24 protein-coding genes, 1 tRNA gene and 1 pseudogene are annotated in these 25,232 nt (G+C 64.2%); 8 read left to right on the top strand and 18 right to left on the bottom strand.

Annotation, left to right across the window (positions count from 1 at the left end; all coding sequences use genetic code 11):
• Window positions 1–20: 20 nt before the first annotated feature.
• The 17 genes from XH79_RS24100 to XH79_RS24180 form a co-directional block, all read right to left on the bottom strand.
• A complete protein-coding gene (locus tag XH79_RS24100) occupies window positions 21–1,529 on the bottom strand; it encodes an NADH-quinone oxidoreductase subunit M (protein ID WP_212335993.1) in 1,509 nt (502 codons plus the stop codon).
• The gene (nuoL, locus tag XH79_RS24105) at window positions 1,530–3,608 is read right to left on the bottom strand and encodes an NADH-quinone oxidoreductase subunit L (protein WP_212335992.1); all 2,079 of its coding nucleotides are present in this window, start codon (window positions 3,606–3,608) and stop codon (window positions 1,530–1,532) included.
• A gap of 8 nt (window positions 3,609–3,616) precedes the next feature.
• Window positions 3,617–3,925 carry an NADH-quinone oxidoreductase subunit NuoK gene (gene nuoK, locus XH79_RS24110; protein WP_008547737.1) on the bottom strand — a complete coding sequence of 103 codons (309 nt, stop codon included), beginning with the start codon at window positions 3,923–3,925 and terminating at the stop codon, window positions 3,617–3,619.
• Window positions 3,922–4,560 carry an NADH-quinone oxidoreductase subunit J gene (locus XH79_RS24115; protein ID WP_212335991.1) on the bottom strand — a complete coding sequence of 213 codons (639 nt, stop codon included), beginning with the start codon at window positions 4,558–4,560 and terminating at the stop codon, window positions 3,922–3,924. The genes nuoK and XH79_RS24115 overlap by 4 nt, the downstream gene beginning before the upstream one ends.
• A gap of 9 nt (window positions 4,561–4,569) precedes the next feature.
• Window positions 4,570–5,058 (bottom strand): NADH-quinone oxidoreductase subunit NuoI, encoded by a 489-nt coding sequence (nuoI, locus tag XH79_RS24120; RefSeq protein ID WP_026232873.1) that lies wholly within the window; start codon window positions 5,056–5,058, stop codon window positions 4,570–4,572.
• A 17-nt stretch (window positions 5,059–5,075) separates the two neighbouring features.
• Window positions 5,076–6,143 (bottom strand): NADH-quinone oxidoreductase subunit NuoH, encoded by a 1,068-nt coding sequence (gene nuoH / locus XH79_RS24125; protein ID WP_018642373.1) that lies wholly within the window; start codon window positions 6,141–6,143, stop codon window positions 5,076–5,078.
• A gap of 10 nt (window positions 6,144–6,153) precedes the next feature.
• Window positions 6,154–8,229 carry an NADH-quinone oxidoreductase subunit NuoG gene (gene nuoG / locus XH79_RS24130; protein WP_271583195.1) on the bottom strand — a complete coding sequence of 692 codons (2,076 nt, stop codon included), beginning with the start codon at window positions 8,227–8,229 and terminating at the stop codon, window positions 6,154–6,156.
• Window positions 8,230–8,234: 5 nt separating this feature from the next.
• Window positions 8,235–9,560: an NADH-quinone oxidoreductase subunit NuoF gene (gene nuoF, locus XH79_RS24135; RefSeq protein ID WP_212335989.1), complete on the bottom strand. Its 1,326-nt coding sequence runs from the start codon at window positions 9,558–9,560 to the stop codon at window positions 8,235–8,237.
• A gap of 15 nt (window positions 9,561–9,575) precedes the next feature.
• Window positions 9,576–9,782, bottom strand: coding sequence for a hypothetical protein (locus tag XH79_RS24140; protein ID WP_212335988.1), 207 nt, complete (start codon window positions 9,780–9,782; stop codon window positions 9,576–9,578).
• Entirely contained in the window at window positions 9,782–10,393 is a 612-nt protein-coding gene (gene nuoE, locus XH79_RS24145) for an NADH-quinone oxidoreductase subunit NuoE (RefSeq protein WP_011087680.1), read from the bottom strand. Before nuoE ends, XH79_RS24140 begins: the two co-directional genes overlap by 1 nt.
• A 12-nt stretch (window positions 10,394–10,405) precedes the next feature.
• A complete protein-coding gene (locus tag XH79_RS24150) occupies window positions 10,406–11,368 on the bottom strand; it encodes an FkbM family methyltransferase (RefSeq protein ID WP_212335987.1) in 963 nt (320 codons plus the stop codon).
• Window positions 11,368–12,564, bottom strand: a complete 1,197-nt coding sequence (locus XH79_RS24155; protein ID WP_212335986.1) for an NADH-quinone oxidoreductase subunit D — start codon at window positions 12,562–12,564, stop codon at window positions 11,368–11,370. Before XH79_RS24155 ends, XH79_RS24150 begins: the two co-directional genes overlap by 1 nt.
• A gap of 2 nt (window positions 12,565–12,566) precedes the next feature.
• Window positions 12,567–13,178 carry an NADH-quinone oxidoreductase subunit C gene (locus XH79_RS24160; RefSeq protein WP_212335985.1) on the bottom strand — a complete coding sequence of 204 codons (612 nt, stop codon included), beginning with the start codon at window positions 13,176–13,178 and terminating at the stop codon, window positions 12,567–12,569.
• A gap of 11 nt (window positions 13,179–13,189) precedes the next feature.
• Window positions 13,190–13,771: a NuoB/complex I 20 kDa subunit family protein gene (locus XH79_RS24165; RefSeq protein WP_442869971.1), complete on the bottom strand. Its 582-nt coding sequence runs from the start codon at window positions 13,769–13,771 to the stop codon at window positions 13,190–13,192.
• Window positions 13,768–14,133 carry an NADH-quinone oxidoreductase subunit A gene (locus XH79_RS24170; RefSeq protein ID WP_008136158.1) on the bottom strand — a complete coding sequence of 122 codons (366 nt, stop codon included), beginning with the start codon at window positions 14,131–14,133 and terminating at the stop codon, window positions 13,768–13,770. The genes XH79_RS24165 and XH79_RS24170 overlap by 4 nt, the downstream gene beginning before the upstream one ends.
• Before the next feature lie 715 nt (window positions 14,134–14,848).
• On the bottom strand, window positions 14,849–17,107 hold the full coding sequence (locus XH79_RS24175; RefSeq protein ID WP_271583197.1) for a TonB-dependent siderophore receptor: 2,259 nt from the start codon (window positions 17,105–17,107) through the stop codon (window positions 14,849–14,851).
• Between the two features lie 176 nt (window positions 17,108–17,283).
• A complete protein-coding gene (locus tag XH79_RS24180; protein WP_212335983.1) occupies window positions 17,284–17,796 on the bottom strand; it encodes a MarR family winged helix-turn-helix transcriptional regulator in 513 nt (170 codons plus the stop codon).
• Window positions 17,797–17,977: 181 nt separating this feature from the next.
• Between XH79_RS24180 and XH79_RS24185 the strand changes: the two genes are divergently transcribed.
• The 6 genes from XH79_RS24185 (at window position 17,978) to pepT (ending at window position 22,977) form a co-directional block, all read left to right on the top strand.
• A complete protein-coding gene (locus tag XH79_RS24185; RefSeq protein WP_271583198.1) occupies window positions 17,978–19,168 on the top strand; it encodes an aromatic ring-hydroxylating dioxygenase subunit alpha in 1,191 nt (396 codons plus the stop codon).
• A gap of 57 nt (window positions 19,169–19,225) precedes the next feature.
• Window positions 19,226–20,521 carry a spinster family MFS transporter gene (locus tag XH79_RS24190; protein WP_271583199.1) on the top strand — a complete coding sequence of 432 codons (1,296 nt, stop codon included), beginning with the start codon at window positions 19,226–19,228 and terminating at the stop codon, window positions 20,519–20,521.
• 143 nt (window positions 20,522–20,664) lie between these two features.
• Window positions 20,665–20,868 (top strand): hypothetical protein, encoded by a 204-nt coding sequence (locus tag XH79_RS24195; protein ID WP_212335980.1) that lies wholly within the window; start codon window positions 20,665–20,667, stop codon window positions 20,866–20,868.
• 160 nt (window positions 20,869–21,028) lie between these two features.
• Window positions 21,029–21,105: transfer RNA gene (locus XH79_RS24200), tRNA-Asp, on the top strand.
• Between the two features lie 186 nt (window positions 21,106–21,291).
• The gene (locus XH79_RS24205) at window positions 21,292–21,606 is read left to right on the top strand and encodes an HU family DNA-binding protein (RefSeq protein ID WP_271583200.1); all 315 of its coding nucleotides are present in this window, start codon (window positions 21,292–21,294) and stop codon (window positions 21,604–21,606) included.
• Between the two features lie 120 nt (window positions 21,607–21,726).
• Entirely contained in the window at window positions 21,727–22,977 is a 1,251-nt protein-coding gene (gene pepT / locus XH79_RS24210; protein WP_271583201.1) for a peptidase T, read from the top strand.
• A gap of 51 nt (window positions 22,978–23,028) precedes the next feature.
• On the opposite strand, the gene XH79_RS24215 is transcribed toward pepT, so the two are convergent.
• Window positions 23,029–23,745 (bottom strand): cation transporter, encoded by a 717-nt coding sequence (locus XH79_RS24215; RefSeq protein WP_271583202.1) that lies wholly within the window; start codon window positions 23,743–23,745, stop codon window positions 23,029–23,031.
• Window positions 23,746–23,976: 231 nt separating this feature from the next.
• Here XH79_RS24215 and XH79_RS24220 point away from each other — a divergent pair.
• Window positions 23,977–24,533: pseudogene (locus XH79_RS24220) on the top strand (sigma-70 family RNA polymerase sigma factor).
• On the top strand, window positions 24,530–25,171 hold the full coding sequence (locus XH79_RS24225) for an NrsF family protein (protein WP_212335975.1): 642 nt from the start codon (window positions 24,530–24,532) through the stop codon (window positions 25,169–25,171). The pseudogene XH79_RS24220 and the gene XH79_RS24225 overlap by 4 nt, the downstream one beginning before the upstream one ends.
• Window positions 25,172–25,232 lie beyond the last annotated feature (61 nt).

Here is a 25,232-nt window from a genome sequence, read left to right on the forward strand (position 1 = left end):
CGATATCCTGACCTGCCCGATCACTGGAGCAGTGCGGCGGCCTTCACGGCCGTCACAGCGGTGTTGTAATTGTTGACGAGTTGCTGGACCGAGGCGGCCGACATGTCGAGCACCGGCTTCGGATAGACGCCGAACAGGATCGTCAGCGCGATCATCGGGAACAGAATCACGCATTCGCGCAAGGTCAGGTCCTTCATGCTCGTCAGCGACGGCTTGACCAGCGCTCCGAACACGACCTTGCGGTAGAGCCACAGCGCGTAGCCCGCCGAGAGGATCACGCCGAAGGTGGCGAAGAACGCGGTCGGGATCGAGACCTTGAAGGTGCCGAGCAGCGTCATGAACTCGCCGACGAAGCCGCTCGTCCCGGGCAGGCCGACATTGGCCATGGTGAAGACCATGAAGGTCATCGCGTAGAGCGGCATCCGGTTGACGAGGCCGCCATAGGCCGCGATCTCGCGGGTGTGCAGGCGGTCGTAGACGACGCCGACGCAGAGGAACAGCGCGCCGGAGACGATGCCGTGCGAGATCATCTGGAACATGCCGCCGGCGACGCCCTGCATGGTGCCGGCGAAGATGCCCATGGTGACGAAGCCCATATGCGCCACTGACGAGTAGGCGATCAGCTTCTTCATGTCCTCCTGCATCAGGGCCACCAGCGAGGTGTAGATGATGGCGATGGCCGAGAGCGTGAAGATCAGCGGCGCGAAGTCGTGCGAGGCCAGCGGGAACATCGGCAGCGAGAAGCGCAGGAAGCCGTAGCCGCCCATCTTCAGCAGGATCGCGGCGAGGACCACCGAGCCCGCGGTCGGCGCCTCGACGTGCGCGTCGGGCAGCCAGGTGTGCACCGGCCACATCGGCATCTTCACCGCAAACGAGGCGAAGAAGGCAAGCCAGGCCCAGGTCTGCAAGGACCGCGGCACGGCGGTGTGCATCAGGGTCGGAATATCCGTGGTGCCGCCGTTCCAGTACAGCGCCATGATGGCGAGCAGCATCAGGACCGAGCCAAGCAGCGTGTAGAGGAAGAACTTGAAGGAGGCATAGACCCGGCGCGGACCGCCCCAGACGCCGATGATCAGGAACATCGGGATCAGGCCGCCCTCGAAGAACAGGTAGAACAGCACGAGATCGAGCGCCGAGAAGGTGCCGACCATCAGCGTTTCCAGGATCAGGAACGCCATCATGTATTCGCGGACGCGGTTGGTGATCGCCTTCCAGCTCGCGATGATGCAGAACGGCATCACGGCGGTGGTGAGGATCACGAGCGGCAGCGAAATGCCGTCCACGCCCATGTGATAGGTGATGCCGGTGGCGAGCCAGTTCGCCTTCTCGACGAACTGGAAGTCGGCGGTGTTGGGGTCGAAGCGCATGACCAGGATCACCGACACCGCGAAGGTGATCAGCGTGGTCCAGAGCGCGATCCAGCGCGAATTGCGCCTGCTAGCCTCGTCATCGCCGCGGCTGAGATAGACGATCAGCGCGCCGACCGCCGGCAGGAACGTCGTGACCGAAAGAATGGGCCAGGTTGTCATTTACTGGCCTCCAAAGCCGAACATGAACCAGGTGATCAGGCCGGCGGCACCGATCAGCATGGCGAATGCATAGTGATAGAGATAGCCGGTCTGGATCTTCACCACGTTGCGGGTGACGTCCAGCACGCGGGCGGAGACGCCGTCGGGACCGAAGCCGTCGATGATGAAGCCGTCGCCCTTCTTCCAGAGCTGATAGCCGATCCACTTCGCCGGACGGACGAAGATGATCTCGTAGAGCTCGTCGAAGTACCATTTGTTGAGCAGGAACTGGTACAGCATCGGATGCTCTGCGGCGAGCCGAACGGGGATGTAAGGCCGGCGGATGTAGAACAGGTACGACACCAGGAAGCCCAGCACCATCATCACCGTCGGCAGGAAGGCGATGGTCTCGGGGATGTGGTGCATCTCCTCGATGATGTGCGGGTTCATCTTCACGGACTCGCGGAAGAACTCCTCGACGCCGTGGCCTGCGAACAGCTCCTTGAACGGCAGACCCGCGACGAACGAGCCGACCGCAAGCACGCCGATCGGGATCAGGATCCAGAGCGGGGCCTCATGCGCGGCCTCGTAATGATGCTCGTCATGCGGCTCGCCGTGGAAGGTCTTGAAGATCAGGCGCCAGGAGTAGAACGAGGTCAGGCCGGCGGCGACGACGGTCATCAGGAAGCCGTAGACCCCGAACGGATTGTGCGAGGCGTAGGCGGACTCGATGATCGCGTCCTTGGAGAAGTAGCCGGCGGTGAGCGGGAATCCGGTCAGGGCCAGCGTGCCGACCACCATCACCGCATAGGTGTAGGGGATCTTGCGCCAGAGGCCGCCCATGTTGCGGATGTCCTGCTCGTGGTGCATCGCGTAGATCACCGAGCCGGAGCCCAAGAACAGCAGCGCCTTGAAGAAGGCGTGCGTGAACAAGTGGAACATGCCGACCGAATAGGCCCCTGCTCCCATCGCCACGAACATGTAGCCGAGCTGCGAACAGGTCGAGTAGGCGACGATGCGCTTGATGTCGTTCTGGACGAGGCCGATCGTGGCCGCGAAGAACGCCGTGGTCGCGCCGAAGAACATCACCACGGCCTGGGCGGTCGGGGCGAGCTCGAACAGCGGCGACAGGCGCGCCACCATGAAGACGCCCGCGGTGACCATGGTCGCGGCATGGATCAGCGCCGAGACCGGGGTCGGGCCTTCCATCGCGTCCGGCAACCAGGTGTGCAGCAGGAACTGCGCCGACTTGCCCATCGCACCCATGAACAGCAGCAGGCAGGTCAGGGTCAGCGCGTCGGCGTGCCAGCCGAGGAAGTTGATGGTCTTGCCGGTGAGGCCGGGTGCGGCATGGAAGATGGTCTCGAAATCGGTCGAGCCGGCCAGCATGAAGATCGCGAAGATACCGAGCGCGAAACCGAAATCGCCGACGCGGTTGACCACGAAGGCCTTGATGGCGGCGGCGTTCGCCGAGGGCTTCTGGTACCAGAAGCCGATCAGCAGGTAGCTCGCCAGACCCACGCCTTCCCAGCCGAAGAACAGCTGGACCAGGTTGTCCGCCGTCACCAGCATCAGCATGGCGAAGGTGAACAGGCTGAGATAGCCGAAGAAGCGCGGCCGATACGGATCCTCGTCCATGTAGCCGATGGAATAGAGGTGCACGAGCGAGGACACCGTCGTCACCACCACCAGCATCACGGCGGTGAGCGTGTCGACGCGCAGCGTCCACCAGACCTGGAGGTCGCCGGAGAAGATGAAGGGCAGCAGCTGGATGCGCGCGTCATGGTGCATGAAGCCGACGTCGACCAGCGTCATCCAGGACAGCGCCGCCGCGACGAACAGCAGTCCCGTGGTGATCAGCTCCGCCGCGCGCGAGCCCGCAGCAGCCGGCTCGACCGGGCCGTGGCCGTGGTCGTCATGACCGTGATCGTCGTGCCCATGGTCGTCATGGGCCGCCGATGCGTGGGCATCGCCATGGCCATGGTCGCCGTGATGCTCGACCTCGTCGCCCGAGGGGTTGCGGGCATGCGCACCGACCAGGGAGATGAGCCCGGCCAGAATGGCGCCCAGCAGGGGCAGGAAAACGATTGCCTGAACCATTTGAGAGCTCAGCCCTTCATCAGATTGACGTCCTCAACCGCGATCGAGCCGCGGTTGCGGAAATAGACCACCAGGATGGCGAGACCGATCGCGGCTTCAGCGGCCGCGACCGTCAGCACCAGGAGCGCGAAGACCTGGCCGACGATGTCGCCGAGGAAGGTCGAGAACGCCACGAGGTTGATGTTGACCGAGAGCAGGATCAGCTCGATCGACATCAGGATGACGATGATGTTCTTGCGGTTCAGGAAGATGCCGAGGATCCCGAGCGTGAACAGGATCGCGCCGACCGCCAGATAATGTCCGAGCCCGATCGTCATTTCACCCACTCCGCCGCATCGGCATCCTGGAGTCCCTGCCCCGGCGCCACCTTGCGCATCGCCATCGCCATCTCGGGCGTGCGCGCGTTCTGAACGTTGATGTCCTGCCGCTTCACGTTGGCCTTGTGCCGCAGCGTCAGCACGATGGCGCCGATCATGGCGACCAGAAGCACCATGCCCGCGAGCTGGAAGTAGTGGATGTACTTCGTATAGAGCACGAGCCCCAGCGCCTCGGTGTTGGAGACGTTGGTCGGGATCGCCGCCGTGATCGTCTTGGAGACGCCGGGGTTGATGACCCAGAAGCCGACGGTGAGCAGCAGCTCGAACAGGAAGATGCCGCCGATCACGAGGCCGACCGGGAGGTACTCGATGAAGCCCTCGCGCAGCTCGAGGAAGTCGACGTCGAGCATCATGATCACGAACAGGAACAGCACCGCGACCGCGCCGACATAGACGACGATCAGCATCATGCCGAGGAACTCGGCGCCCATCAGCACGAACAGGCCGGAGGCGTTGACGAAGGCCAGGATCAGGTACAGCACGGAGTGCACGGGATTGCGCGAGACAATCACCATCACCGCCGAGGCAACGCAGATGCCGGCGAAGAGATAGAAGAACAGCGCGGGAAGGATCATGCTCTCATCTCACCGGTAAGGCGCGTCGAGCTCGATCGCCTTCGCGATCTCGCGTTCCCAGCGGTCGCCGTTGGCGAGCAGCTTGGCCTTGTCATAGAACAGTTCCTCGCGGGTCTCGGTCGCGAACTCGAAGTTCGGACCTTCGACGATGGCGTCGACCGGACAGGCCTCCTGGCAGAGGCCGCAATAGATGCATTTCACCATGTCGATGTCGTAGCGCACGGTGCGGCGGGTGCCGTCGTTGCGGCGCGGGCCGGCCTCGATGGTGATGGCCTGCGCCGGGCAGACCGCTTCGCACAGCTTACAGGCGATGCAGCGCTCCTCGCCGTTCGGATAGCGGCGCAGCGCATGCTCGCCGCGGAAGCGCGGCGAGATCGGGCCCTTCTCGAACGGATAGTTCAGCGTCGGCTTCGGCTGGAAGAAATAGCGCATGGCGAGGAAAAACGCCGAGACGAATTCCGACAGCAGAAGCGAGCGTGCAGTGGCGTTGATGTTGATACCCATGACGACGGCCCTCACTTCGGCGCGATGCCGGCGAAATGCAGCACGCCGGCCACCACGATCACCATCGCCAGCGACAGCGGCAGGAACACCTTCCAGCCGAGGCGCATCAGTTGGTCGTAGCGGTAGCGCGGCACGATCGCCTTTGCCATCGCGAACAGGAAGAACATGAAGAACAGTTTCAGCGCGAACCAGATGATCCCCGGCACCCAGTTGAAGGGCGGCAGGTCCACCGGCGGCAGCCAGCCTCCGAGGAACAGGATCGTCGCCAACGCGCACATCGTGACGATCGCCACGTATTCGCCGAGCATGAACAGCAGATACGGCGTCGAGCCGTATTCGACCATGAAGCCGGCGACGAGCTCGGATTCCGCTTCGACGAGGTCGAAGGGCGGACGGTTGGTTTCCGCCAGCGCCGAGACGTAGAACACCACGAACATCGGGAACAGCGGCCAGACGTACCAGTTCAGGATGGTGAGCTGCGGCAGCCCGATCAGGCTCGCAAGGCCGCGCGCGTGCTGGGCCTCGACCACGGCCGACAGGTTCAGCGTGCCGGCGCAGAGCAGCACCGTGATGATGACGAAGCCGATCGAGACTTCATAGGACACCATCTGCGCCGCCGAGCGCAGCGCGGCCAGGAACGGATATTTCGAGTTCGACGACCAGCCGGCCATGATGATGCCGTAGATCGACAGCGACGAGATCGCGAAGATGAAGAGGACGCCGACATTGATGTCGGAAATCACCCAGCCGAGATTGGTCGGGATCACCGCCCAGGCCGCGAGCGCGAGCACGCAGGAGACCAGCGGCGCCAGCAGGAACACGCCCTTGTTGGCGCCGGCCGGGATGATCGGCTCCTTCAGCACGAACTTGAGCAGGTCCGCGAAGGACTGCAGCAGGCCCCACGGGCCGACCACGTTCGGGCCGCGGCGGATCTGCACCGCCGCCCAGATCTTGCGGTCGGCGAGCAGGATGTAGGCGATCGCCACCAGCAGGACGACGAGCACCAGGACGCTCTCGGCGACCATGATGATCAGCGGCCAGAGGAACCCGGTCCAGAATGCGCTTTCGAAAAATTCCATCAGATCACGCTCACTCCGCTGCGGTCAGCATCTGCCCGGAGGCAAGCCGCGAGCACTCCGCCATCACGGCGGACGCACGCGCGATTGGGTTGGTCAAATAGAAGTCCTCGACCAGCGGCTTGAACGGCGCCTTCTCGGGCGAGCCGCCCTTCCCCGCCAGCTTCTTGACCTGGTCGGCGGAGCCGACCTCGATCTGGTCGAGACGGATCAGATGCGGCACGACCTTGAAGATCGCCTGGCGCAGCGCCGAGAGCGAGTCATAACCGAGCTTCTTGCCGAGCGCTTCCGACAGCGCACGGACGATCGCCCAGTCCTCGCGGGCCTCGCCCGGTGGGAACGCGGCGCGACCGGTCATCTGCACGCGGCCTTCGGTGTTGACGTAGATCGCGGACTTCTCGGTGTAGGCGGCGGCCGGCAGGATCACGTCGGCGCGATGCGCGCCGCGGTCGCCATGGGTGCCGATATAGACGACGAAGGTGCCGTCCGGCGCCTTGATCTCGTCGGCGCCAAGCAGGAACAACAGGTCCAGCGTGCCGAACGTCGTCATCTGCGCAGCGTTCAGCCCACCCGCGCTTGCGGCGAAGCCGATGTCGAGCGCGCCGACGCGTGAGGCGGTCTCGTGCAGCACGCCGAAGCCGTTCCAGCCGTCCTTGACCGCGCCGACGTCGAGCGCGAGCTTGGCGCTAGCTGCGAGGATGGCGGCGCCGTCGTGACGGGCGGCCGCGCCCGCGCCGACCAGGATGATCGGATGCTTGGCGTTCTTCAGCACGTCCATGAAGGAGTGCTTGCCGGCCGCGAGCTCACCGAGCGTCTCGGTGCCCGCGCCGAGATGATCGTAATCATAGGTCAGGTCGGCCTTGGCGCCGATCACGCCGACCTTGAAGCCGCCGCCGCGCCAGCGCTTGCGGATGCGGGCGTTGAACACGGCCGCCTCTTTCCGCGGATTGGCGCCGATGATGAGCAGCGCGTCCGCCTGCTCGACGCCGACCAGCGTCGGATTGAAGATGTAGGAGCCGCGGCCGAGCGCGGGGTCGAAGGCGTCGCCGCCCTGCACCGCCAGGTTGCTCGAGCCGTACTTGGCGAGCAGGTCCTTCAGCGCGAACATCTCCTCGACGCCGGCGAGGTCGCCGGCGATCGCACCGATGCGCTTGCCGTCGGTGCGCGCCGCCTTGGAGGCGATCGCGGCGAAGGCCTCCTGCCAGCTCGCCGCGCGCAGCTTGCCGGCCTCGCGGATATAGGGCCGGTCGAGGCGCTGGGTGCGCAGGCCGTCGACGATGTGGCGGGTCTTGTCGGAGATCCACTCCTCGTTCACGGCCTCGTTGATGCGCGGCAGCACGCGCATCACTTCACGGCCGCGGGTGTCGACGCGGATCGCCGAGCCCACGCCGTCCATGACGTCGATCGACTGGGTCTTGCCGAGCTCCCACGGACGCGCCGCGAAGGCATAGGGCTTCGAGGTCAGTGCGCCGACCGGGCAGATGTCGACGAGATTGCCCTGCAATTCCGACGTCAGCGCGTGCTGGAGATAGGTCGTGATCTCCATGTCCTCGCCGCGCCCCGTCGCGCCCATCTCGGGCGCGCCGGCGACTTCCGCCGAGAAGCGGACGCAGCGCGTGCACTGGATGCAGCGGTTCATCGAGGTCTTGACCAGCGCGCCGAGATACTTGTCCTCGACGGCGCGCTTGTTCTCGGCGAAGCGGCTGGTGTCGACACCATAGCCCATCGCCTGGTCCTGCAGGTCGCACTCGCCGCCCTGGTCGCAGATCGGGCAGTCCAGCGGATGGTTGATGAGAAGGAATTCCATCACGCCTTCGCGCGCCTTCTTCACCATCGGCGAACGCGTGGAGATCTCCGGCGGCTCGCCCTTCGGGCCCGGACGGCAGTCGCGCACGCCCCAGGCGCAGCTGGCGACCGGCTTCGGGCCGCCCTTCACCTCGACGAGGCACATCCGGCAATTGCCGGCGATCGACAGCCGCTCGTGATAGCAGAAGCGCGGAATCTCGGCGCCGGCCGCCTCGCACGCCTGAAGCAGCGTGTACTCGGCGGGGACATCGATCTCTTTGCCGTCGATGATGAGCTTGGTCATGTCTCTTACTCCGCCGCGACCATGTTCACGGGATCGCGGACGCCGGCATCGTCGATGTCGGCCTTATGCGAATACTGATCGATGCGCGCTTCGATCTCGTGACGGAAATGCGCGATCAGGCCCTGGATCGGCCAGGCCGCCGCGTCGCCAAGCGCGCAGATGGTGTGGCCTTCGACCTGCTTGGTGACTTCGAGCAGCATGTCGATCTCGCGCTTGTGGGCGCGGCCTTCGGCCATGCGGGTCAGGACGCGCCACATCCAGCCGGTGCCCTCGCGGCACGGCGTACACTGGCCGCAGCTCTCGTGCTTGTAGAAATACGAGATGCGGGCGATGGCGCGGATCAGGTCGGTGGACTTGTCCATCACGATCACGGCCGCGGTGCCGAGGCCCGAGCGCAGCTTGCTCAGGCTGTCGAAATCCATCGGCGTGTCGATGATCTGCTCGGCCGGCACCATGCGCACCGACGAGCCGCCGGGGATCACGGCCTTGAGGTTGTCCCAGCCGCCGCGGATGCCGCCGCAATGCTTGTCGATCAGCTCACGGAACGGAATGCCCATGGCTTCTTCGACGTTGCAGGGCCGCTCGACATGGCCGGAGATGCAGAAGAGCTTGGTGCCGACATTGTTCGGACGGCCGATGCCGGCGAACCAGGCGGCGCCGCGACGGAGAATGTCCGGCGCAACCGCGATCGACTCGACGTTATTGACGGTGGTCGGGCAGCCGAACAGGCCGACGTTGGCCGGGAACGGCGGCTTCAGGCGCGGCTGGCCCTTCTTGCCTTCGAGGCTTTCGAGCAGCGCGGTCTCCTCGCCGCAGATGTAAGCGCCGGCGCCGTGCGCGACGTAGATGTCGAACGGCCAGCCGTTGACGTTGTCCTTGCCGACCAGCTTGGCCTCATAGGCCTGGTCGATCGCCGCCTGCAGATGCTCGCGTTCGCGGATGAACTCGCCGCGGACATAGATGTAGCAGGCATGCGCATTCATCGCGCAGCTCGCGATCAGGCAGCCCTCGATCAGGAGATGCGGATCATGCCGCATGATCTCGCGATCCTTGCAGGTGCCGGGCTCGGACTCGTCGGCGTTGACGACGAGATAGCTCGGCCGGCCGTCGGTCGATTCCTTCGGCATGAAGGACCATTTCAGACCGGTCGGGAAGCCGGCGCCGCCGCGGCCGCGCAGGCCCGACGCCTTCATCTCGTTGATGATCCAGTCGCGGCCCTTGTCGATGATATTCTTCGTACCATCCCAGGCGCCGCGGCGCCGCGCACCCTCCAGCCCCCAGTCGTGGAGGCCGTAGAGGTTCTTGAAGATGCGGTCCTTGTCCTCGAGCATATCAGTGCTTTCCGATCAACGATTGGACTGCTTGTAGGCAAGTCCGGCGGCGCAGACGGCGAAGGTCAACGCCCAGAGCAGGCTGGATTCCAGCGACGCGTTCAGGCTGAAGCGTTGCAGGAGAAAGATGAAGGCAGCCGCCACGGCGGCATGCATCGCGATGAAGCCCCACTTCTTCATGGCACCGCTCCCCTCCACCGAAGGCTGCGAGAGATCACGCATCAGGTGATCTCCTTCAGCGTGGTCGGCCCGGTGATCGGCGCCGAGAACTGGCGGCCGTTCTGCGGGCCGGGCTTGGGCGGATTGCCCGAAGCAAAGCCGTCGAGCACCTTGCCGAAGCTTTCCTTGGTCAGGTCCTCATAGGTGTCCTTGCCGATCAGCACCATCGGCGCGTTCACGCAGGCCCCCAGGCACTCGACCTCCTCCCAGCTGAAATTGCCGTCCTTGGAGAGATGGAAGGGCTCGTGATGGATGCGGTGCTCGCAGACGTGGATCAGATCCTCGGCGCCGCGCAGGCGGCACGGCGTGGTGCCGCAAACCTGGACGTGGGCCTTCTTGCCCACGGGTGCGAGCTGGAACATCGTGTAGAAGGTCGCGACCTCGAGCACGCGGATGTAGGGCATGTCGAGCATGTCGGCGATGACGCGGATCGCGGCTTCCGAGACCCAACCGTCGTGCTGCTCCTGCGCCCGCCAGAGGATGGCGATGACGGCGGAGGCTTGCCGGCCGGCCGGATATTTCGCGATCTGCTGCTTGGCGAATGCGAGGTTCTCCTCCGTGAACGCAAAGCTCGCGGGCTGGACTTCCTTCGGTGCTAATCGGCGAACGGACATCTCTTCAATCTCTCACTGCATGCGGCGCGCGGTTTTGGCATTCAGGGATTCGATCCTGTCCTGCCAGAACGCGCTTGCGGTGCCGAAAACGTTGTAGCCGACATGGGTCGAGACCTTGATGCGATCGAGGATCGACAACTCGGTCACGGTCTCCATCCGGTTGCTGCGCGGATCGAACACGATCAGCTTCAGCGGGGTCTGTTCGAGGATGTAGCGCGACACGGCATGGGAGCGGTCGCTGCCGTGCTCCTCGCACATGATGACGCTGTCGGCCTGGAGCAGCCGGGCGCCGCCCTTGATCGCCTCGATCTCGACGCCCTCGACGTCGAGCTTGATCAGGTACTTGCCGCTGGCGGCGATCTTTCCGTCGTCAATTAGGTTGTCGAGTGCCAGGACCGGCACCTCTTCCCCACCTGCCGATGCGTCACCGGCGATGCTGAAGGCCTCGTGCTTGGTGCCGGAGAGACGCGCCGTGCCGCGGGCGGCGCCGATGGCGCACTTCATGGTCTCGAAGCGGTTGCCATTCACGCGGGCGTTGTTGGCGAGCTTCGGATAGTTCTGGCCCGACGGCTCGATCGCGATCGCCTTGTGCGAGCCGAACGGCTTGCTCGACACCAGCACCGACCAGTAGCCGTAATTGGCGCCGCAATCGAGCAGCGTGTAGTCGACGTCGACGGAGTCGGCGAACAGCACCTCGAGCTCGTCCTCATAATTGTACGAGCGGTTGAGCAGCTTGCTCCAGTAGCCGTCGCCGTAGGGAAATTCGAACACGGCGTCGGGGTTGAGCTTGATCGCAATGTTGCGCTTGGGCAGCGTCTTCGCCAACAGATTGGCGCAGGCAATGTAGCCCATGTGCGAGAAGTGCGAGGAGATCTTCGATCCCGTCACCAGCGCCAAGGCAGCCGTCCGCTCCCACAGGTTGGCCCCTTCAAGGGCCCCCGAGGCGCGGTCAAACTGGATTGGCGCCTGCGCCATCACCGATCGACCTCTCCGAACACGATGTCGAGCGAGCCCAGGATCGCCGAGACGTCCGCGAGCAGATGGCCGCGGCAGATGTGGTCCATCGCCTGCAGATGGGCAAAGCCCGGCGCGCGGATCTTGCACTTGTACGGCTTGTTGGTGCCGTCAGAGATCAGGTAGACGCCGAACTCGCCCTTGGGCGCTTCGACCGCGGCATAGACTTCACCGGCCGGCACGTGGACGCCTTCGGTGTAGAGCTTGAAGTGGTGGATCAGCGCTTCCATCGAGCGCTTCATCTCGCCGCGGCGCGGCGGCGCGACCTTGTTGTCCTCGACGACGACGGGGCCCTTGCCATCCGGCGCATTCAGCTTCTGGATGCACTGCTTCATGATGCGCACGGCCTGGCGCATCTCTTCCATGCGGATCAGATAGCGGTCGTAGCAGTCGCCGTTCTTGCCGATCGGAATGTCGAAATCCATCTCGGCGTAGCATTCATAGGGCTGCGACTTGCGCAGGTCCCAGGCCGCGCCCGAGCCGCGCACCATCACGCCCGAAAAACCCCACTCCCAGGCTTCCTTCAGCGGCACCACGCCGATGTCGACGTTGCGCTGCTTGAAGATGCGGTTGGCGGTGAGCAGCCGGTCGAGGTCGTCCACGACCTTCAGGAACGGATCGCACCAGGCCTCGATGTCGTCGACCAGCTTCTGCGGCAGGTCCTGATGCACGCCGCCGACGCGGAAGAAGGCTGCATGCATGCGGCTGCCCGAGGCGCGCTCGTAGAACACCATCAGCTTCTCGCGCTCTTCGAAGCCCCACAGCGGCGGGGTGAGCGCGCCGACGTCCATCGCCTGCGTGGTGACGTTGAGCAGATGCGACAGGATGCGGCCGATCTCGCAATAGAGCACGCGGATGAGCTGGCCGCGGCGCGGCACCTCGATGCCCAGCAGCTTTTCAGCGGCGAGGCAGAAGGCATGCTCCTGGTTCATCGGCGCGACGTAGTCGAGGCGGTCGAAATAAGGGATCGCCTGGAGATAGGTCTTCTGCTCGATCAGCTTTTCGGTGCCGCGGTGAAGCAGGCCGATATGCGGGTCGACGCGGGCGACCACCTCACCGTCCAGCTCCAGCACCAGGCGCAGCACGCCGTGCGCCGCAGGGTGTTGCGGGCCGAAGTTGATGGTAAAGTTTCTGAGGTTCTCAGGTTGTTCATTCATGATCAGACCTTCGGCCCCGCCTTTTCGTCGCCAGGCAGCGGATAGTCCGCGCCTTCCCACGGCGACAAGAAATCAAACTTGCGGAATTCCTGGTTGAGCCGGACAGGCTCGTACACCACCCGCTTCTCCTGGTCGTCGTAGCGGACCTCGACGAAGCCGGTAAGCGGGAAATCCTTGCGCAGCGGATGCCCCTCGAAACCGTAATCGGTGAGGATACGGCGCATGTCGGGATGACCGACAAAGAACACGCCGTAGAGGTCGTAGGCCTCGCGCTCGAACCAGTCGGCGCCCGGGAACACCTCGATCAGCGACGGCACCTGGGTGGTCTCGTCGGCCTGGGCCTTGAGGCGGATGCGCGTGTTCAGGGTGGGTGACAGGAAGTGATAGATCACGTCGAAGCGCTTTTCGCGCGACGGATAGTCCGCAGCCGTGATGTCGGTGAAGTTGACGAAACGGCAGTTCGGATCGTCGCGGAGGTACTTGACCACCTCGACGATCTTGCTGGCCTCGACATCAACCGTGAGCTGGTTGAAGGCCACCGTGTGACCGGTGGCGGCGCCCGGAAGCGCGCTAACGATCGTCTGCCCCAGTGCGTCGAGCTTGGCGTCGTCCATGACGTAAAACCTTAGCGTTCGATGGTGCCGGTGCGGCGGATCTTCTTCTGCAGCAGCAGCACGCCGTAGAGCAGCGCTTCCGCCGTGGGCGGGCAGCCCGGCACGTAGATGTCGATCGGCACGATGCGGTCGCAGCCGCGCACGACCGAGTAGGAATAGTGATAGTAGCCCCCGCCATTGGCGCAGGAGCCCATCGAGATGACGTAGCGCGGCTCGGGCATCTGGTCGTAGACCTTGCGCAGCGCCGGCGCCATCTTGTTGGTCAGCGTGCCCGCGACGATCATCACGTCGGACTGGCGCGGCGAGGCACGCGGGGCGAAGCCGAAGCGCTCGACGTCGTAGCGCGGCATCGACACCTGCATCATCTCGACGGCGCAGCAGGCGAGACCGAAGGTCATCCACATCAAGGAGCCGGTGCGCGCCCAGGTGATGAGATCGTCGGTCGCGGCCACGAAGAAGCCCTTGTCGGACAGCTCGGAATTGACCTCGAGGAAGAACGGATCATTGGCCCCGACCGGCTTGCCGGTCGACGGGTCCAGGATACCCTTGGGGGCCGGCGCAACAACCGGACCGGTGGACGGTGCTGGGTTCAATCCCATTCGAGTGCCCCTTTCTTCCATTCATAGGCGAACCCGACCGTCAGCACGGCGAGGAACACCACCATGGACCAGAAGCCGGTCGCGCCAAGCTTGCCGAACGCCACCGCCCAGGGAAACAGGAACGCCACCTCGAGGTCGAAGATGATGAAGAGGATGGCGACCAGATAGAAGCGGACGTCGAACTTCATTCGCGCGTCGTCGAAGGCGTTGAAACCGCACTCATACGCCGACAGCTTTTCCGGGTCCGGCTGCTGGAACGCCACGATGAACGGCGCGATCAGCAGCACGAGGCCGATGAGGCCCGCTACCCCTATAAAGACGACGAGTGGAAGATAGTTCTGTAGAATGCCGCTCATTGACGAGCCCTTTTTCCCGCGACGTCGGGGGAGCCGCGGATTCGTCCCGATTTGGAATTATTCTGAGCCTTAGCGCAGTGCACCAATGGGCGCAAGACACGCTCTTTTCAGGCCCTTTGCCGCCCCCAGAACGGTGGAAATCCCGGAATCACCCCGCGGTTGGTATGGAGCAGATCGCCCAGACCAGCAAGGGTGACCACAGTTTTGCACGGCGGCTTGTTCTGAGATTGTGGGGCGCGGACCAGGACCGCGATTTGCGACACAGCGTCCGGTCAAAATTCTCGGGTTTTTCCTGCGGCAGCGCACCCAGACCCAGGCAATAACGGCCGTGACGGCCCTTTCCGTCACTCGGGCGAGATACTGACCCGGCCGGTTGGCGCAACGGACGGCCGGTGAAGGTCGCGGGCGCAGGCAGGACATGCGCGGCAATATCCGTATCCGCAGGCGCGGCTGGTCAGCCATGCATCATGACGGGACCGCACCTCGTCCGGCGAATGCGTCAGGACAGCATCCGATCCGGAGCGACCGCGAGCGCGGCGGCGACTTGCTGGGCCGTCGCACGCGCCGCGCTCGCATGAGCTTCGGGCCGGGGGGCATGGCCCGGGAGCTCATCGATCTCCCGATGGGAGATCAGCGGTCGTCCGGTCGGTAGAGCCTCGGGATGATCGAGATCAGGGGCGCTCGATGCTGCCCCCGCCTCTCCTCATCCCTTGCTTCACCATTTGTAGGAGACGCTGGCGGTGACGCGCCGGCGGTCGCCGTAGAAGCAGGCCCCGTCCGAGGCGCAGCTCGCGACATAGATCTTGTCGGTCACGTTGATCACATTGAGTGCCGTGCGCCAGTTCTGCCATTCGTAATGGACCGTGAGATCGCCGAGCACCACCGCGGGAACTTCGAGGGTGTTGGCGATGTCGGCCCAGGAGGAGCCGATATAGCGGACGCCGCCGCCGAAGCCGAAGCCCTCAAGCGGTCCGTCCTTGAAGGTGTAGTCGGCCCAGCCCGACACCAGCATCTCGGGCGTGTTGGTCGGCGTCTTGCCGATCACCGAGGGGTCGATATCCTTGCTGTTGAAGAGATGATAGGCGGTGAAGGCGCCGATCAGCTTCAGCTCCTTCGTGGCATTGGCCACCGCTTCGAGCTCGATGCCGCGCGAGGTGACCTCTGCGGTCTGGTTCTGCAACGTGACGATCGCGCCCGGCGCGGTGGACGCCACGTTCTGCCGCTTCAGGTCGAAAACCGAGGCGGTGAAGTAGCCATCGAAACCCTTCGGCGCGACCTTCACGCCGATCTCGGCCTGCTGGCCGGTCTCCGGCAGGAACAACTGGTTCGTCGCATTGAGGCCGATGATCGGATTGTAGCTCGTCGCATAGGAGACGTAGGGCGCAATTCCGTTGTCGAAATTGTAGATCAGTCCGGCACGCCCGCTGAACTTGCTGTCGTCACGCTGGCCGACGACGGCGCCGGTGTCTCGGGCGGCCTGGGTCGTCTCGACCCAGTCGTTGCGGCCGCTCAAGACCAGCGTGAAGTTGCCGAGCTTCATCTGGTCCTGGAGATAGGTGCCGGCCTGCTTCTGCGTGATCTGGAAATTGCGGAACGGCGCGCCCGTGATCGGAATGTCGCCGACACCATATGCTGGATTTAGGACGTTGATCGACGGCACGCCGAAGAAGTTGAAAGCCTGATAGTCGTCGATCTGGTAGCCCTTCAGGTCGACGCCGAACAGCATCGTGTGCCTTACCGGTCCGGTGTTGAAGCGATACTCCAACTGATTGTCGAGATTGGCCTGATTGGCCGTATCCTTTGCATACCAATTGTAACGGAAGAGATCGCCGGTCGCCGCGCTGGTGTAGCCGCTGGCCACGTAGCCGCGATAGGTCACGTCGACATGTGCGAACCGCGCATTCTGCCGGAACGTCAGGTCGTCGGTCAGATTGCGCTCGAACTGATAGCCGAGCATCTCCTGCTCGCGCGTGAACTTGTCGACGCTGGGATCGCCGGCGAAGAAGCTGGTCGAGATCTTGCCGAACGGCGCGCTGGTCACCGTGCCCTGGTAAGGCAGGAAGTTGATTCCACGCGTGTCCTGCTTGGAGGCCGACGCCAGCACCGTGAAGGTGGTGTCGGCATCCGGCTTCCAGGTGAATGACGGAGCGATGAAGTAATTGTTGTCGGGCGTGAAGTTGACCTGCGTCGGGCCGTTCTGAACCTGACCGACGACGCGGTAGAACAGCTTGCCGTCCTGAGGCTGCGTCGCGACCGGACCGCCGAAATCGAAACCGACATAGGCATTGCCGAAATTGTTGACGCCGGTCTCGACGTAGCGGATCGGCTCGGCCGGCGGCATCTTGCTGATGACGTTGACGATGCCGCTCGGGCTCGATCCGCCGTAAAGCACCGCCGACGGACCGCGCAGCACCTCGACGCGCTCCATGTTGAACGGCTGGAGCTTCCAGCTCGCATAGGACGTGTAGAACAGCTGCATGCCGTCGAGAAACAGGCCGATATCATCGGACTTGAAGCCGCGGATCAGCCACCAGTCGTTGCGCGTATCCGCACCAAAGGTCCCTGCCCGCACGCCGGCGGTATAGCGCAGCACCTCGTCGAGCTTGTTCGGCTTCTGGTCGCGGATCTGCTCCGCGCCGATGACGGACACCGATTGCGGTGTCTCCATGATCGGCGTGTCGGTCTTGGTGCCGGACGAGCTGCGGCCGGCGACGTAGCCGCGCACCGGGCCGCGCGGCGTCTCGACGAAGCCGGCATTGCGCTGGGGCTGCGGCTTGCTTCTGTTCGCGGCCTGCACCGATCGCCGTGGCGCGCTGCGCGCGGCGGAGGCGGGTGCGCGGCGGCGCGCTTCCGGTGCGGTGACGGTCACGGACGGCAGGTTCTGCGCGCCGCTCTGCGTGGACGATTGTGCGAGCGATGCCTGCGGCACCAAAACCCAAGCGGATGCGGTCGCCAACACGGCCGACCGCAGCATTCCAAGACTGTTCAACGCGCCACCCCAAAGCTGCATGTTTGATGCGTCATGCCGTGTCCCGGCACGGCATGCGCCTGATGGTGACGCTTATGTGAGGGCGCTCGATTTCCCTAATTGAAAGCTTCTTAGAGCGACTCTTAGAATCGATCCATTGTTCCCGGGCACGATCGGGAACGTCAGCGCGAATTCTTCTCGCTCTCGAGCATCTCGGCGGCGATCGCCGTGAGCTGATCGACCTGCTGCAGCAGCATGTCGAACTCGGCTGGACTCAGATGTTCCAGCAGGCGGCGGTTGCGCTCCTGCGCGCCTTCGACGATCGCATCATGCGCGGCGAGGCCCGCCGCGGTGAGCGAGATCAGCACCTCTCGGCTATCCTTCGGATTTGCCGATTTCGCGATCAGCTTGCGCGACACCAGATTGGCCAGAGCGCGGCTGATCTGCCCCTTGTCCTGGCCGACGGCCTCGGCGAGCCGCGCCACGCTCATCGGCGGACGCCGGCCGAGCGAGGCGACGAGACCGAACTCGACGGAGGACAATCCGGTGAGGCGCTTGTAGCGCAGGATGGCGCCGCGCTTGAGCAGATTGGCGAGCACCATCAGCCGCGAGGACAGCATCGCGGTGATCGGCGCCGGCTCGCTCTCGCCCGGCTCGGGGGCCGTCCACCCGTCCCTGCTCGGTGTCTGGTTCATCGTCCACCTCTGCCAAGAAAGCCCGGCCCTGCCAAGCCTGAGCCCGCTGCGGCCAGCCCTTCTCCTCAAATGCGATTAAGAGGCATTTAGAAGATCGTTGACAATGTCATCGAATTAACTTTCACTGCGGCCAAGACATCAAAAAGGCCCGGCCAGCGCGGCCGACAGCGGGAGGAGCAGCATGACCATCACCCAGCGGGATCGTGATCTCGGCACGGCCTATGCGATGAAGCCGGCGCACACGCGTACCGAGCTCACCTCGGTCGTGCGCGGCACGCCGATGGGTGAACTGCTGCGCCGCTACTGGCATCCGGTCGGGCTCGTCGGCGATGCCACCGACACGCCGAAGAAGGTGCGCGCGCTGGGCGAGGACCTGGTGCTGTTCCGCGACAAGCATGGGCGCGCCGGGCTCCTGCACGCCCGCTGCTGCCACCGCGGCACCACGCTCTATTACGGAAAGGTCGAGGAGGACGGCATCCGCTGCTGCTATCACGGCTGGAAGTTCGACACCGAAGGCCACTGCCTGGAGCAGCCCTGCGAGCCCGATGGCGGCCAGTTCAAGGACAAGATCCGCCAGCCCTGGTATCCGGTCGAGGAACGCTACGGGCTGATCTTCGCCTATATGGGCCCGGCCGAGAAACGCCCGGTGCTGCCGCGCTATGAGTGCCTGGAAAAGATGGATGACGGCGAGCTGGTCGAGGCCGACGATTCCTCGATCGGCGGCGGCGGTCCCGCGATCATCCCCTGCAACTGGCTCCAGCATTTCGAGAACGTGGTCGACCCCTACCACGTGCCGGTGCTGCACGGCTCGTTCTCGGGCCCGCAATTCACCAACATGATGGCGTCGATCCCGGAGGTGAAATTCGAGAAATCGCCGCGCGGCGTGCTCGTGCGCTCCGAGCGCAAGCAGGACGACGGCAAGGTGTTTTATCGCGTCAGCGAGGCAGCGCTGCCGACGCTGCGCGTGGTGCCGAACCCGCGGGTCGCGCAGTTCGCCCGCGTCGAATCGATCGGCTGGGTGTTGCCGATCGACGACAGCTCGTTCCGCATCTATGTCGCCGGCCGCGTCAAGGCTCCCGGCGAGATCAGCCGCATGCGCTCGAAGTTCAACGGAAAATTCTGGTGGGACATGAGCGAGGAAGAGCACCAGCAATTCCCGGGCGACTATGAGGCCCAGGTCGGCCAGGGCGAGGTGACGGTTCACTCCGAGGAGCATTTCGGCCAGAGCGACCGCGGCATCCTGATGATCCGGCGCATGCTGAGCGACCAGCTCGACGCGCTCGCCGCGGGCCGCGATCCGATCGGCGTGTCCTTTGATGCGAGCACGCCGCCGGTCGAATTCGAAGCGGGGAATTACATCCGCGAAGGCTGAGCCACCAGCCCACAGGGCTGGACCGACAACGACAACAAAGACAAATTGGGGGAAGCGATGGTCGATGTGACGTCACAAGTGTCGGTGCAAACGGCTGCGACGGCAAAGCCCTCCGCGCGGCGCTACTACGTGCTGGGGCTGCTCACCGTCATCTACGCGCTGAACTTCCTCGACCGCACGATCTTCAACGTCCTGATCGAGCCGATCAAGAAGGAGTTCGCCCTCAGCGACACCATGATGGGCCTGCTCGCAGGGTTCGGCTTCGCGCTGTTCTATTCCCTGCTCGGCATCCCCATCGCGCGCGTCGCCGACCGGCTGAACCGGCGCAACATCGTCGCCGTCGCCTTCGCGTTCTGGAGCGCAATGACGGCTCTGTGCGGCGCGGCCACCAGCCTGACCTCGCTGGCGCTGGCACGCATCGGCGTCGGCATCGGCGAATCCGCGGGATCCCCGGCCTCGCAGTCGATCGTCGCCGATCTCTTCGCCAAGAACGAGCGACCGCGCGCGCTCGGCATCTACGCCATCGGCACCTATCTCGGCGTCTTCCTCGGCTATTTCGTCGGCGGCTACGTCAACCAGCATTATGGCTGGCGGATGGCCTTCTACGTCGCCGGCCTGCCCGGCATCCTGCTCGCGGCTGTCCTGTGGCTGACGATCTCCGAGCCGAAGCGCGGCGCCATGCAGGAAAGTTTCGTGCCCGAGCCGCTCGGCCCGACGCTGCGCTTCCTCGCGTCCCAGCAGAGCTTCATCATCGTGCTGATCGGCTTCTGCCTCACCACCTACACCAACTATGCGACCGCGGCCTGGATCCCGCCGTTCCTGGCCCGCGTGCACCATTTGTCGAGCGCCGAGATCGGCACCTATGCCGGCACCTTCAAGGGCCTCGCCGGCATGGCGGGCACCCTGCTCGGCGGCTTCGTGGTGGCGCAAATCAGCCGCCGCGACGACCGCTGGAAACTGTGGGCGCCCGCGATCACCTCAGGCCTCGCCGGACCGGTGTTCGCGCTCTGCATGCTGACGCAGGATTTCGCGATGATGGTGGCGATGCTGGCACTGACCTCGTTCCTGGTCGGCTTTCATCTCGGCCCGATCTTCGCGATCGCGCAGACCGTGGCAAAACCCAGCATGCGCGCGCTGGCCTCCGCGCTGATCGCGCTGACAGCCACCTGCTTCGGCCAGGGTGTCGGCCCGCTCGCCGTAGGGATGGTCAACGATGCCCTGAAGGGCAGCTATGGCGCGGAAGCGGTGCGCTATTCGCTGCTCTCGGCTGCGGTCACGACCACGCTCGGCGCGCTCCTGTTCGTCTGGGCCGCCCGCTCGATCCGGAACGATATCGGCCGGGCCGCGGCCTGAAAGCCGGCCCCGCGCCACCGCCCGGCGAAACCAGCCGGGCGGGCAGATGAAACCATTTTGCGGAACCCGCGAAACCATCCGGAAACAGATGGCCCTTAGAAGAAGAGCCCATAGACGGCGGCAAAGCCCGTCGGGAGGCTCACATGAACCACTCAATTCACTCTGCTGATCGTGCGACCCACCTGAAGATCGTGGTGGTGGCGCTGGTGGCCGGCATTGTGGTGGCCGGATTCGGGATCGCGGCCCGTACCAATGCCGATTACGGCCAGACCGCCCAGTCCAGTCAGGTGATCAAGGCCGGCAAGCCGGTGGCGATCACCAGCGCGGGCACGTCGGAGATTCGCTGATAAGCCCTGCTCCGGGCTAACCAGAGGCCGCCTCCGGGCGGCCTTTTTCGTTTTCCAGAGCAATGCTTAGCCGAGATGTGCTGGCGAAGCGCAACGTCCTTGACTTCACCAAGCCCCGCCTTTAAGTCCCCCCTCGTTCCGCGCGCTTTCAGCGAGCCACGCGGGAGTAGCTCAGTTGGTTAGAGCGCCGGCCTGTCACGCCGGAGGTCGCGGGTTCGAGCCCCGTCTCTCGCGCCATTTTGGCAATCCCTTCATAGCCTTAGTCCGAACTTCTCGACGCCTTTCGCGGCCTTGTCCGCGAAGTCGGGAACCCGTGGCATAGTCAGCCCGCGTCCGAATCGTCTACGCCTTCCAGGACTTAAGAAGGGATCCCCATGCTTTTCCGGCTTTTCCGGGGCTTCCCTGTCATTGAGGAGGCCAGACATGGCAAAAAAGGATTCGGCAAAGAAGGCAGTTGCTCCCGCCACCATCACGCTCAAGCACCTCGCCGCCGATATCGCCGAGAGCCAGGACCTGTCCAAGAAGCACGCCGAGGCCGTCCTGACCGACATGGTCGATCTGATCACCAAGCACCTGAAGAAGGGTGACCGGGTCCGCATCGTGGGGCTCGGCATCCTCCAGGTCCGCAAGCGCGCCGCCCGCACCGGCCGCAATCCCTCCACCGGCGAAGCCATTCACATCAAGGCGAGCAAGAAGGTCGCGTTCCGCCCGGTCAAGGAACTCAAAGAGGCGATCTAGCGCTTACATTCCATTAAGGCTGATCCGAGCTCGTTCCGGCCGCATCGCGGCCTGCTTTTCTGATATACCGCCTGCTTCCCCAAGAACCTGCTCCCAAAAGCCCCGGCGGTTTGACCAGAAATGTCCTCCCTCACCTTTACGCACACCGTGACCGAGCGCTTCCTGCGCTACGTCACCATCGACACCCAGTCCGATCCGGAATCCCCGCGCTCGCCCTCGACCGAGAAGCAGAAGGATCTCGGCCGCGTGCTCGCCGCCGAGCTGAAGGCCATCGGCGTCGCTGACGCCCATCTCGACGATTACGGCTATGTCTACGGCACCATCCCGGCCAATACGACCAAGAAGGTGCCGGTGATCTGCTTCTGCTCGCACATGGACACCTCGCCCGACGTCACGGGCAAGGACGTCAAGCCGCAGATGGTGAAGAACTATCGCGGCGGCGACATCGTGCTGCCGGGCGACACCAGCCAGGTGATCCGCTTCGCCGAGCATCCGGCGCTGAAGAACCAGATCGGCAACGACATCATCACCACCGACGGCACCACGCTGCTGGGCGCCGACAACAAGGCCGGCGTCGCCGAGATCATGGATGCCGCGCATTTCTTCATCAACAACCCTGATGTGAAGCACGGCACCATCAAGATCCTGTTCACGCCGGACGAGGAGATCGGCCGCGGCGTCGACAATGTCGATCTGAACAAGCTCGGTGCCGATTTCGGCTACACCATGGACGGCGAGAGCGCGGGCTCAGTCGAGGACGAGACCTTCTCGGCTGATGGTGCCACCATCACCATCAACGGCGTCAGCGCCCATCCCGGCTACGCCAAGGGCAAGATGGAGCACGCGATCAAGATCGCGGCCGCCATCGTCGAGCGGCTGCCGAAGGAAGGCTGCTCGCCCGAGACCACCTCAGGCAAGCAGGGCTTTCTGCATCCGATCGGCATCGACGGCGCGCTGGAGCAGGCGACGCTCTCCTTCATCGTCCGCGACTTCACCGAGGAAGGGCTGAAGGAGAAGGAGGCGCTGCTCGAGGGCATCGTCAAGGACGTGATGAAGGACTATCCGCGCTCGACCTATAGCTTCGAGGTCAGGGAGCAGTACCGCAACATGAAGCAGGTGATCGACCGTCACCCGCACGTGCTCGAATACGCCATCGAGGCGATCCGCCGGGCCGGCCTGCGCCCGATGCGCACCGCCATCCGCGGCGGCACCGACGGCTCCCGCCTGTCCTTCATGGGCCTGCCCTGCCCCAACATCTTCGCCGGCGAGCACGCCTTCCACTCGCGCCTCGAATGGGTCAGCCGGCAGGACATGGAGAAGGCGGTGCAGACAATCGTCCATCTCGCCATGATCTGGGAGGAGAAGGCGTAGCTTGCGCTGAGCTTAAATTCCGTCGCGGCTCACCTGTTCGTCCGTCCGGCCTCAGGCCGTCGCAGCAGCTTGCCCGCCGCGATACTCCGCCCACGCTTGCCGCAGAATTTGCAGCGATGAGGTGAGGAAGATTCCTGCCATCACCGCGGCGACAGCCAGATCGGGCCAAGCCGTCGCGGTGCCGAACACGCCAACGGCAGCAACCATCACGATGACGTTGCCGATGGCGTCATTGCGCGAGCAGAGCCATACCGATCGGACGTTGGCGTCACCGTCCTTGTAGCGCGCAAGCAGGAGAACCGAGGTCAAGTTAGCCGCCAGTGCGGCCAGGCTCATCGCCCCCATCAGCTCTGCGCGGGGCAGCCCCAGGACGAGGGTCTGATAGACCGTCGACCCGAACACCCAGGCGGCCATGGCGCTGAGCGACAGGCCCTTGAACAGCGCGGCAGTTGCGCGCGTCCTGATGCTCGCACCGATCACCGAAAGGCTCAGGCCGTAGGTGACGGTATCGGCGAGGAAGTCGAGGGCATCGGCCTTGAGAGCCTGCGAGCCGGCCAAGTGGCCCGCCGCCATTTCGCTCACGAACATCGTCGCATTGATGGCGATGACGGTCCACAGCACGCGCTTGTATCGTGGATCGAGCCCGTCGAAGACCGGAACGCCTGCCGAGCAGCAGTCGGCGCAGCCTGACGTGGCGACCTCCTCCACCCGGGGTTTAACGGCTTCCCCGCAGCACGCGTCGTGCGAGCAGCAAGACTCTTCGGGCATTCCAGGCTCCTCTCCGCGTGCCATCTTACCATCAACCCGCACCGATGGCGACTTCTAGGCATGTTTCACAATTGCCTGGGCCTCTAGCCCCTTCGAACGAAGCCATCCGACCCGCGTTGCGCCCTCCTCGATCGGCCCCTTCGCACCGTTTCCCTTGGAGCCGGAAAATGAGAATCTTTCGAACTGACTGTAACCGGGTCGGCAATACGACCGAACTAAAGCCAAGTGGGTATGACGTCTCCAGAAATAGAGCTGAAGGCACTGATGCTTGCCAGCCAGGACGGCGATGCGGCTGCGCATCGGGTGCTGTTGGAGCGGTTAAGCCGCCATTTGCGCGCCTATTACAAGGGCAAGCTCGTAAGAATAGGCCGAGGTACAACGGAAGCCGAGGATCTGGTTCAGGAGGCCGTGCTGGCGATCCACCTCCAGCGACACACCTACGATCCGGAGGAGCCGTTAACGCCCTGGGTATATGCGATCGCAGCTACAAGCTGATCGATTTTTTGCGCCGGAACCGGGCATCCGTCGCCGACGTGCCGATCGATGAAGCGCACGAAGTCACGGCGAATGACGATCACCTCGGCGCAGAGAGCAGCTTTGATGTCAGGCGCCTGCTAATGCGCCTGCCCGAAAAGATGCGATGCGCCATCGAGGCCGTGAAATTGGACGGATTGAGCGTAGCCGAAGCGGCACTGCGCTGCCGTATTTCGGAGTCTGGGGTGAAGGTCAACATTCATCGCGGGTTGAAGGCGTTGGCGGCGCTGATCGCACAGAGGACGCAATCATGAAGACGGACGAACTGATCACTGCACTCAGCATGAACGTCGAACCGGTCAACCGCCGGCTGGTCAACCGCGGCGTAGGCATTGCGCTCGCGGTAGGAACCGCCGTTGCGATAGGTGTGACGCTCGTTGCGCTCGGCCTCCGCGCGGACCTGGCCACACCTCGCGCCGTGATTTTCCTGTTCCTGAAACTCCTGTTCGCGATCGGCACGGTGGGCGCGGCATCTGTCTATCTGGCGCGGCTGGCACGTCCCGGAGGCGAGCGAAGAGTATCCTCAGGTCTCGCCGCGCTGCCATTTTTGGCGATCCTGCTGCTTGCCGGCATCAGCCTGGGACAGGCGCCCAGCTCCCATTGGGACAAGATGGTGATGGGGAATGACTGGCTCGAATGCCTCGTTTCCATCCCGGTCATTGCGGTCGTTCCCTTTGCCGTCGTTATTTGGGCAGTGCGAAGGGCGGCCCCAACCAGTCTGGTTCGCACAGGCGCCTTCAGCGGGCTTGTCGCAGGCGGGATCAGTGCGATCGCCTATGCACTTCACTGTACCGACGACTCGCTGCCCTTTGTCGCGCTCTGGTATGGCGGCACGATCGTGCTGTGTACGCTCGCAGGCGCGATACTGGGGCCGCGGCTGCTGCGCTGGTAACAGATCTCACGTCGGCGTGAGCTTGTAACCGTCGGACGGACGGCTCCGAACTCCTCAGTAG

Origin of the sequence: Bradyrhizobium sp. CCBAU 45389, from assembly GCF_028128625.1 — a bacterium.
Lineage (GTDB): Bacteria > Pseudomonadota > Alphaproteobacteria > Rhizobiales > Xanthobacteraceae > Bradyrhizobium > Bradyrhizobium liaoningense_B.

Bases quoted from the DNA above. Each gene is read 5' to 3' on its own strand.
- XH79_RS24100 (WP_212335993.1), bottom strand. From the start codon at position 1,529: ATGACAACCTGGCCCATTCTTTCGGTCACGACGTTCCTGCCGGCGGTC.
- nuoL (WP_212335992.1), bottom strand. From the start codon at position 3,608: ATGGTTCAGGCAATCGTTTTCCTGCCCCTGCTGGGCGCCATTCTGGCC.
- nuoK (WP_008547737.1), bottom strand. From the start codon at position 3,925: ATGACGATCGGGCTCGGACATTATCTGGCGGTCGGCGCGATCCTGTTC.
- XH79_RS24115 (WP_212335991.1), bottom strand. From the start codon at position 4,560: ATGATCCTTCCCGCGCTGTTCTTCTATCTCTTCGCCGGCATCTGCGTT.
- nuoH (WP_018642373.1), bottom strand. From the start codon at position 6,143: ATGGAATTTTTCGAAAGCGCATTCTGGACCGGGTTCCTCTGGCCGCTG.
- nuoG (WP_271583195.1), bottom strand. From the start codon at position 8,229: ATGACCAAGCTCATCATCGACGGCAAAGAGATCGATGTCCCCGCCGAG.
- nuoF (WP_212335989.1), bottom strand. From the start codon at position 9,560: ATGCTCGAGGACAAGGACCGCATCTTCAAGAACCTCTACGGCCTCCAC.
- XH79_RS24140 (WP_212335988.1), bottom strand. From the start codon at position 9,782: ATGCGTGATCTCTCGCAGCCTTCGGTGGAGGGGAGCGGTGCCATGAAG.
- nuoE (WP_011087680.1), bottom strand. From the start codon at position 10,393: ATGTCCGTTCGCCGATTAGCACCGAAGGAAGTCCAGCCCGCGAGCTTT.
- XH79_RS24150 (WP_212335987.1), bottom strand. From the start codon at position 11,368: ATGGCGCAGGCGCCAATCCAGTTTGACCGCGCCTCGGGGGCCCTTGAA.
- XH79_RS24155 (WP_212335986.1), bottom strand. From the start codon at position 12,564: ATGAATGAACAACCTGAGAACCTCAGAAACTTTACCATCAACTTCGGC.
- XH79_RS24160 (WP_212335985.1), bottom strand. From the start codon at position 13,178: ATGGACGACGCCAAGCTCGACGCACTGGGGCAGACGATCGTTAGCGCG.
- XH79_RS24170 (WP_008136158.1), bottom strand. From the start codon at position 14,133: ATGAGCGGCATTCTACAGAACTATCTTCCACTCGTCGTCTTTATAGGG.
- XH79_RS24175 (WP_271583197.1), bottom strand. From the start codon at position 17,107: ATGCTGCGGTCGGCCGTGTTGGCGACCGCATCCGCTTGGGTTTTGGTG.
- XH79_RS24180 (WP_212335983.1), bottom strand. From the start codon at position 17,796: ATGAACCAGACACCGAGCAGGGACGGGTGGACGGCCCCCGAGCCGGGC.
- XH79_RS24185 (WP_271583198.1), top strand. From the start codon at position 17,978: ATGACCATCACCCAGCGGGATCGTGATCTCGGCACGGCCTATGCGATG.
- XH79_RS24190 (WP_271583199.1), top strand. From the start codon at position 19,226: ATGGTCGATGTGACGTCACAAGTGTCGGTGCAAACGGCTGCGACGGCA.
- XH79_RS24195 (WP_212335980.1), top strand. From the start codon at position 20,665: ATGAACCACTCAATTCACTCTGCTGATCGTGCGACCCACCTGAAGATC.
- XH79_RS24205 (WP_271583200.1), top strand. From the start codon at position 21,292: ATGGCAAAAAAGGATTCGGCAAAGAAGGCAGTTGCTCCCGCCACCATC.
- pepT (WP_271583201.1), top strand. From the start codon at position 21,727: ATGTCCTCCCTCACCTTTACGCACACCGTGACCGAGCGCTTCCTGCGC.
- XH79_RS24215 (WP_271583202.1), bottom strand. From the start codon at position 23,745: ATGCCCGAAGAGTCTTGCTGCTCGCACGACGCGTGCTGCGGGGAAGCC.
- XH79_RS24225 (WP_212335975.1), top strand. From the start codon at position 24,530: ATGAAGACGGACGAACTGATCACTGCACTCAGCATGAACGTCGAACCG.